At 41.4% G+C, this 7,958-nt stretch carries 5 protein-coding genes and 1 pseudogene; 4 read left to right on the top strand and 2 right to left on the bottom strand.

What is annotated here, in order from left to right:
* Together F607_RS34580 and F607_RS32660 are read left to right on the top strand one after the other, a co-directional pair.
* A pseudogene (locus tag F607_RS34580) lies at window positions 1–235 on the top strand (IS1595 family transposase); the annotation flags it as partial.
* Between the two features lie 382 nt (window positions 236–617).
* Entirely contained in the window at window positions 618–992 is a 375-nt protein-coding gene (locus F607_RS32660) for a DUF2845 domain-containing protein (RefSeq protein ID WP_051311133.1), read from the top strand.
* Window positions 993–1,034: 42 nt separating this feature from the next.
* Here F607_RS32660 and F607_RS0108350 read toward each other — a convergent pair whose 3' ends face one another.
* Both F607_RS0108350 and F607_RS0108345 read right to left on the bottom strand, forming a co-directional pair.
* On the bottom strand, window positions 1,035–4,157 hold the full coding sequence (locus F607_RS0108350) for an efflux RND transporter permease subunit (RefSeq protein WP_027707738.1): 3,123 nt from the start codon (window positions 4,155–4,157) through the stop codon (window positions 1,035–1,037).
* Complete coding sequence (locus F607_RS0108345) at window positions 4,154–5,590, bottom strand: efflux RND transporter periplasmic adaptor subunit (protein ID WP_027707737.1); 1,437 nt, start codon at window positions 5,588–5,590, stop codon at window positions 4,154–4,156. Before F607_RS0108345 ends, F607_RS0108350 begins: the two co-directional genes overlap by 4 nt.
* 256 nt (window positions 5,591–5,846) lie before the next feature.
* Between F607_RS0108345 and F607_RS0108340 the strand changes: the two genes are divergently transcribed.
* Both F607_RS0108340 and F607_RS28725 read left to right on the top strand, forming a co-directional pair.
* Window positions 5,847–6,563 (top strand): response regulator, encoded by a 717-nt coding sequence (locus F607_RS0108340; RefSeq protein WP_027707736.1) that lies wholly within the window; start codon window positions 5,847–5,849, stop codon window positions 6,561–6,563.
* The gene (locus F607_RS28725; protein ID WP_051311131.1) at window positions 6,563–7,948 is read left to right on the top strand and encodes an ATP-binding protein; all 1,386 of its coding nucleotides are present in this window, start codon (window positions 6,563–6,565) and stop codon (window positions 7,946–7,948) included. The genes F607_RS0108340 and F607_RS28725 overlap by 1 nt, the downstream gene beginning before the upstream one ends.
* Window positions 7,949–7,958 lie beyond the last annotated feature (10 nt).

Here is a 7,958-nt window from a genome sequence, read left to right as displayed (position 1 = left end):
AACCGTTTGTCATGGGAAAGGGGAGTATGCTCGTGATGAAGATGGGGATGGTTTTCACGAAGTACATGTTAACACCATTGAAGGTTGTTGGTCATTACTACGCTCATGGTTAAGACCTCATCGAGGTATTTCTCAAGAAAAACTACCTTTTTATTTAGCATTATTTGAGTTTGTGTACAATATAAAGTGCCGAGGAAAAAGCTTACTTAATGATCTAGTAGAGCTATTGATATAACCCCCTAGGAATCCATATAGAGCCTAGGTATCAACGACAACAGTATTTCTGGAATTTTTATCCCTGAGGGTTTTAAAGTCAGCTTGTTTACAAATGATAATTTTTCAGGAAAAAAATTAATAAAAAAAGCCAGCAACCAGTGCTTAACCAAGCATAATTTTAGCAATATAATCTCGTCAATTATTGTTGGAGATGTTTTTATTCAAACACGTGTTGGCTTATAAGAAAACGAAAGCACTAACCTCCTTATTTTTTAGAAAAAAATGATTACTCGCTGTCTAAAAAGCAGGCAAGCTTTGCAAAGTTACATGAATCGGGTTCCCCCAAGTCTTTGTTTACGCTAAACTTAGATCACTTTTTAAACAATAAGTAGGTGTTCCCTATGATCAGCAAAAGTATCAGCAAATCACTCAGCTTACTGGCGTTAGCTGTGTGCATAGGTTTTTCAGCCAACACCTACAGTGACACTATGCGCTGTGGCAGTAAACTGGTTAAATCGGGAGATTCAACAACTAAAGTGTTGTTAACCTGTGGCGAGCCTTTACAAAAAGAATATTTAGGTACCCGCGTAACAGAAGAGCGAGCTCATATTCGTTACACCAACCCCGACTATAATGAAACCACGGGCAGAACTCATATTTCTAAAAAAGAGGTCATCGTAGAAAAGTGGACCTATGGCAAAAAAGGTCAGTTTTTAAAGTTTTTAATTTTTCGCGATGGTGTTTTAGACACTGTTGAAACAGGAGGACGTTACTAACGTTCCTCCTCATATATTTATTTTAAAATTTTCCCTCTCAGTTTATGCAATAGTCCCTGAGACTTGGGCAACTGCCCTCCTCCCGGTGAGGCGTTGCACCCGTTTCATCAAATGTTTCGCATCTTCCAAAATGATATACATACATGGCAGAAGTAATAAGCATATGGCTGTTGCAAATAAGACCCCAAAACCAAGCGAGATAGCCATTGGTACTAAAAACTTCGCTTGTGCCGCCGTTTCAAACATCATAGGTGCCAATCCCACAAATGTAGTTAATGTTGTCATCATAATTGGCCGAAAACGACGTTTAGCGGCAGCTATAATTATGTCAAATTTGTTGGTCGTTTCTCGCGCTACTTTATTAGCATAGTCAATCAATACCAAGCTATCATTAACCACCACCCCACTTAATGCCACCATACCTTGTATGCTGATCATACTTAAGCTTTCCCCCATAATAATGTGGCCAATGACAGCACCCATCAAACCAAAAGGAATTGCCACTAATACCAGCAATGGCTGACTGTAACTATTAAACGGAATAGCGAGCATTGCATACAAAACAATTAGTACGATAATACTACTGGTAATTAAGCTTGATATACTGTCTTGTGTAGTTTCCTGTTTGCCCCTTAAACTAATGGATAAATTTGGGTATTGTTGCTTAAGAATAGGAAATACTTCCTGCTGCAAGGTATTTAATAATTGCTGAGTATGGGAAATAGGCTCAATATTCGCACTTACCTGTAATACTTGTTGTCCATTATTACGCGTTATTTGTTGATAGCTGCGGCTTTTACTGACACTTACCACTTGATTTAAAGGCACAAAGTGGCCGCTTGGCGTCAGCAGTTTTAGTTGATTTAATGTAGATAGTGATTCCCGTGCCGCTCTTGGTAAACGAACCATTACTTTGACTTCATCTTCACCACGGAGCTGACGCAAAGCCTCTGCACCATAGAACGCGGCTCTGACTTGCTGAGCAACCATCTCTGGCGTTAAGCCAAGGCTTTCGCCTGCAGGTAATAGCCTAAAACGTAATTGCTCCTTCCCTAGTAAAACACCATCGTTGACGTCTTTTACTTGCGCGTATCCTGCTAACTCAGCAGCTAATTGTTGAGCGGCTTGCTCTAAAATTATTTGATCCTGGTGAGATAACTCTACGGTCAGCGCAGCTCCCCTTCCTGGTCCCCCAGCATCCGCTTCAAACTTTAACTGTTCCAAGCCAGGAATAGTGCCTACAAAAGCCCGCCACTGCTGGGTTAATTGTTGTAAATCCACCTCTGCTTGTTGTTCTGTAAGCAACATCAAACGCACTTCAATGGTATTTTCTTCAACCTTGGTACTAATGCCGTCAATCACATCATTGTGCAGTTTTACCTGTTTGGCGCCGTTGACCATTTGCTGCTCTACCTCCTGGATAAACTCTGCTGAAGCACCAATGGGTACAATGGCTGTTGCCAGTAAATAATCACTTTGGACACGCGGCATTAAACTAAACCCCATGCGTCCACTGGCACAATAACTCATCACCAAGCCGGAAATGCAAATAAACAACAATAAAGATAAATAACGATACTGCAGGCAACGACTTAGAACCCGTTCGTAAATACCATGAATAAAATAATTAAGCATTTTATCCACTCGCAACTGTATTTTCTGTAAAAGACTAGGGTTTGAATTTGTGGAAGATTTTATCGCTGCCAAATGCGCAGGTAAAATAAATAATGCCTCAATCCAAGATACAATAAAAACAGCCGCAATAACGAGAGGCGTTACTTGGAATATTTTCCCTAAAAATCCAGGTAAAAAATACAATGGCGAAAATGCAATAATATTCGTTAAAATACTACAAGAGAGAGGAATAGCTACCGATTTAGCACCGAGCAAAGCCGCTTCAAAAAAAGAGTAACCTTGCTGTTGATAAGCATAAATATTTTCGCCAGCAATAATCGCATCATCCACGACAATACCTAGCGCCAAAATAAATGCAAACATGGAGATCATATTGATTGAAACATCCATCACGGGTAACAATAACATCCCCCCAAGAAATGCCGTAGGTATCCCCATTGTTACCCAAATGGCCAGACGCCATTGTAAAAATAACCCCAATACAATAACCACTAATACCAAACCAATAAAAGCATTACCCAACAATAAATCTAGGCGCTCCTGAAAAACATCCGTCAGGTCTCGGGTAACTTTTAAAGTTAAGCCAGTGGGCAATTCCGCCTGAATAGTAGGTAACAATGACTGTACCGCACTTGACACAGCCATAGGGGACTCATTCCCTTGCCGATACACTTGTACAATAATTGCCGGAAAACCATTGTAACCTTGTGCATCTGCTGACTCTTCAAAATCTTCTTTAACGACCGCAATATCACTTAGCTTAATGACAGAACCATCCGCCAAGGTTTTTACAGAAATAGCCGCATAATCAGTTGCCCACTGTTTTTCTTCATCTACTTTGAGCATTAACTCGCCAGAGTTTGCATACAGACTACCTCCTGCACCATCTACTGACGCTTTCTTAATAATTTCAGCTATTTGAGTTGGACCTAAACCGTATCGCTCGATACTACTGAGGGGTAATGCTATCTCCACCTCATAATCTTTCATTCCAGACAAGTCGACTTTGGTAATGGAGGGGTTTGCTAATAATTTGCGCCTAACTTGACTGGCATATTGTTGCAAAACCTGTTGACTGGCCTCACCATAAAGAGTTAGGTCAACTACCTGATGATCTCTAGATGCTAATGTAATCTGTGGTTGCTCAGCCCCTTCAGGAAATGTTGTGATACGATCAACGGCTTGCTTTACATCTTGGTAGACAGCCATCGCATCGGCAGATTTTTGCAGCTCAGCGGTCACTGACGCTTTACCTTCTTTCGCAGTAGCAGAGATATCACTTAAGCCGCTTACACCACTCAGCGCCTCTTCAATCGCTAACAACCCCCCCTGAGAAACTGCTTCAGGCGCTGCGCCAGGGTAACTCACGGTGATGGAAATTTCGTCCAGTGAAAAAGCAGGAAAAACTTCCTTCTTAATTTGCCAGGTGACGGTTAAACCGCCCACCAAAAACGCCCACATTAATAAGTTAGCCGCTACGGTATTCCGTAAAAACCAGGCAATAGCGCCTTTCGCCTTGTTCTGGCTCATGACTTATCTCCAGCCAGAAATTTTATCTGCTCAGGCACAGACAACTGTTGAGGGATTATAGACGGCTGTTGAGGGGTTATAGACACAGTATTATTTTTTTGTGCCGTCATTTGCTTTTCAGCCTCTCTGCGCAGAGGCATCCCTTCAATGGCAACACTGAGGTGGCTTGATATAAGCTCATCTGTTGGTTTTAAATTACCACTCACTAATACCTGTTGACCTTGTTGATATACGACATTAACAGCCTGCTTTTTTAACCGTCCTTTTTCATCAAAAAGCCAGACTACATTGCCATCCCGAAGCATACCTTCAGGTAAGGTAAACACATTTTCCAATGCAGGTCCCTGAATACTTAATGCCACAAAATCATTAATAAACAAGGGTGTTAAAGCTTGCTTTTCCGATACAGAACCCTTTACAGGCTTTGTCCCTAACGGATTGTTCACTTTAATTAAAATATTAACTTGCCTGGAATCAGCGCTTAATGCAGGCAAGCGCTGCCAAACAATACCATTACGAATATTGGTTTGACTCACTGCCGCTTTTACGGTCCCTGAAGTTAACGCTACTTCAACCGATGAGCCATTGTTCCCTTGCTCGGCCCCAAATGACAACCAGTTCAATACATCAGCCGGTATGGCTGCGTTAACCCAAAAAGCATGGGTATCCACTATCGTAAATAGCGACTGCTGTGTTGTGACCCGCTGCCCTACTTCAACCTGTTTATGGCTGATCACACCACTAAAAGGTGCAACTAATATCGTACGTTCAACATTTAACTTAGCCAGCTCAACATTTGCCTTAGCCTCATCCAGTTTCGCCTCAGCGGCTTTTAGCTGCGGTTCATAGCGTTCCAAAGCCCGCTGCGCCGGGGTCATATCGCCCCCTAAAAACTTGAATTCTTTAGTCGCTTTATCCTTTAAGCCTTGTGCCTGCTGATACTCTGCCTTGGCAATGGACAAAGCAGCCTCCGCTTTGCGCAGTGCTGTTTGATATTCTCTCGCATCAAGCAGAACCAAAACATCGCCTTTTTCTACCCCGTTGCCTGGCGACAGCTTTGCTGAAACCTGTTTAACCATTGCCGTAACTTCAGGGTTTACCGTTACTTTATGGATCGGCTCAACATGACCAAAACCGGAAATAATAGGCTGAGCCTTAGGTTCTCCGACTTTCATGGTTGTTACTATGGGAGGATGTACTTCTATTTGTCGCTTTGGAATTCTGGAAGGATGAACAAGCCAGTAAGCCGCAATGCTTGCGGTAATAGCGAGCACCAGCAAACCGAGAAATACTGTAACAAGAATACTTTTATGACTTGCCTTTGACGTTGTTTGATTACCTTCACCGTGATGAGGAGGAATTGCTCGTCCTGCTAGTTGGCGGGATGGCTTGTTCTGCTGAACATTTCCTTGATCATTATGCACTGCACTCATAAAAAGCGTTCCTCAACAAAGCGAGATTTTGACTTTGCAGTCTATAATTCAATTTAAGGGAGGTATAAGGGAAGATCTTAATAAATGCCAGCAATTAGAACATGCGTCTGTCGTAAAACTTTGTCATAAGCTTATTAAATTGTATGGAAGCAAATTACGACAAATTGCGACAATTATATGCTTTCACAGCGATTGTAGCTTTTCTTATAATCAGTAATTCTTAGGAAATTTTATCGACATAGCGAAAAAAGCAGTTATGAAACAGCAGATTCTGGTTGTTGACGACCATAGTGATATTAGGGAGCTAATCGGTCGCTATTTAAAGCAACAAGACTATGAAGTGAGCTTGGCAGAAAATGGTGAGCAAATGAAAGAAGTGCTCGCTAAAGATTCTATTGATTTAATTATTATGGATTTAATGATGCCAGGAGACGATGGGCTCACTCTTTGTCGCGAAGTACGCCATGACAGCAACATTCCAATAATTATCTTATCTGCTCTAGGTGAAGACACGGATAAAATCGTTGGCCTAGAAGTGGGCGCCGATGACTATCTGGCTAAACCCTTTAATCCACGAGAATTATTGGCACGTGTAAGAGCAGTCCTAAGACGCCATCAACAACCCGCTTCTGCACCTACCGATAATAAAAACAGTAAATTTATTTATTTCGATCGCTGGGAGTTTGACTTACATAAACAACAATTAGTGCGAGATGATGGCGTCGTTGTGTCATTAAGCACTGGTGAATTCCGACTGCTGAAAGTATTTGTTCAACAACCTCATGTTATTTTTAGCCGTGATCAACTATTAGACATGACACAAGGACGCCAGGCTGCACCTTTCGATCGCTCAATTGACAACCAGATTAGCCGCCTTCGTAGAAAAATTGAAATTGACCCTAAAACACCCAGCCTCATAAAAACGGTGTGGGGAGGGGGCTACAGTTTTAATACGGATGTTCAACATCCATAATGAGTTTATTTCCACGCAAAATTGCATCCCAGCTTATTTTACTCATGTTATTTGCGCTTGTTGCTGCTCAGTTTATTAGTACCGTCGTTATAGGGCAGCGACAGTTTAAAAAAATCAATCAAAATTTTATCAATGAATTTGAATATCGCCTCAATCAATTAAATCAATTAATTCCTACTTTAGATAAAAAGCAACGACAACTCGTACTTAACGCCGCGTCCACTGGCATTATCAATTTTTCATTGGCAAAAAAGCCCATAATCAATAAAACTGTTGGAAAATGGCAACCCATTTTCCAACACGCTCCCAAAACACTTTATGTCTGGCATCAAGAGCCGTGTTATTTTCATGCAGGGTTACTGTGTGATCCTGATGTACTCGACTTCAGCGACAATATTAAAAAAAGCATGTCCTGGCCAGTGATTAACGAAGAAATCTTTACTAATTCAAAAGTAACCCATGCTGCCTCCTTTCAAATCACCGATAACCAATGGCTCAATGCAGCATTACTTCCTCCACCACGGCTTTCTGCACTTTCGACAAATCGTACTATTACTTTCTTAGTAATTTGCGGACTTATTATGATTGCTGTCGTCACCGCAATTACCCATCACATTACCTCCCCCTTAAGATTACTAAGTGAATATGCACATCGGTTTGGCCGTGGCGAATCGTTACCGCCTTTACCTCCACAAGGTACGATTGAATTACAGGAAACGATTAAAGCTTTTAATGAGATGTATACACGAATTCAACGTTTCACAAACGACAGAACCCAGTTACTTGCAGCATTATCTCATGACCTGCGAACACCCATTACCAGCCTGGCTCTAAGACTTGAGTTTCTTCCCGACTGCGAAGATAAAGACCGTATGTTACTCACCCTAAAAGAAATGCAACATATGGTAGAAACCACATTAACCCATGTCCGCGTGCTTGCCGATACAGAGCAATTTCAGAGTGTTGATCTTGCCTCATTAATATCCAGTGTTGCTATAGACTTAATAGATTTAGGTATGCCGATAAAAATGAACTTGAATAAGTCTATTACGGCTAAATGCAAGCCGATTGCTTTACGCCGAGCGGTTAGAAACTTACTGGAAAATGCTGTGCGCTATGGTCAACAAGCTCATGTTTCCCTGTTTGAAACAGAACACTCTATAAAAATTAGCGTTAAAGATCAGGGTCCTGGTATTCCCAAAGAAAAACTGAATGAAGTCCTAAAACCTTTTTTTCGTTTAGAAAGTTCTCGAAATAGCAATTCAGGTGGAATCGGCCTGGGTTTAACCATCACTAAAGATATTATTCAAAACCATGGAGGACAATTAATACTCAATAACTTGTCGCCCAGAGGACTGGAAGTCGTCATAAAGTTACCCAAATAAACCAAGGAAT

The sequence above is a fragment of the Zooshikella ganghwensis DSM 15267 genome, from assembly GCF_000428585.1.
Taxonomy (GTDB): domain Bacteria; phylum Pseudomonadota; class Gammaproteobacteria; order Pseudomonadales; family Zooshikellaceae; genus Zooshikella; species Zooshikella ganghwensis.
Note: the sequence above shows the minus strand (reverse complement) of the source record. Positions and strands in the feature narration are given on the sequence as shown.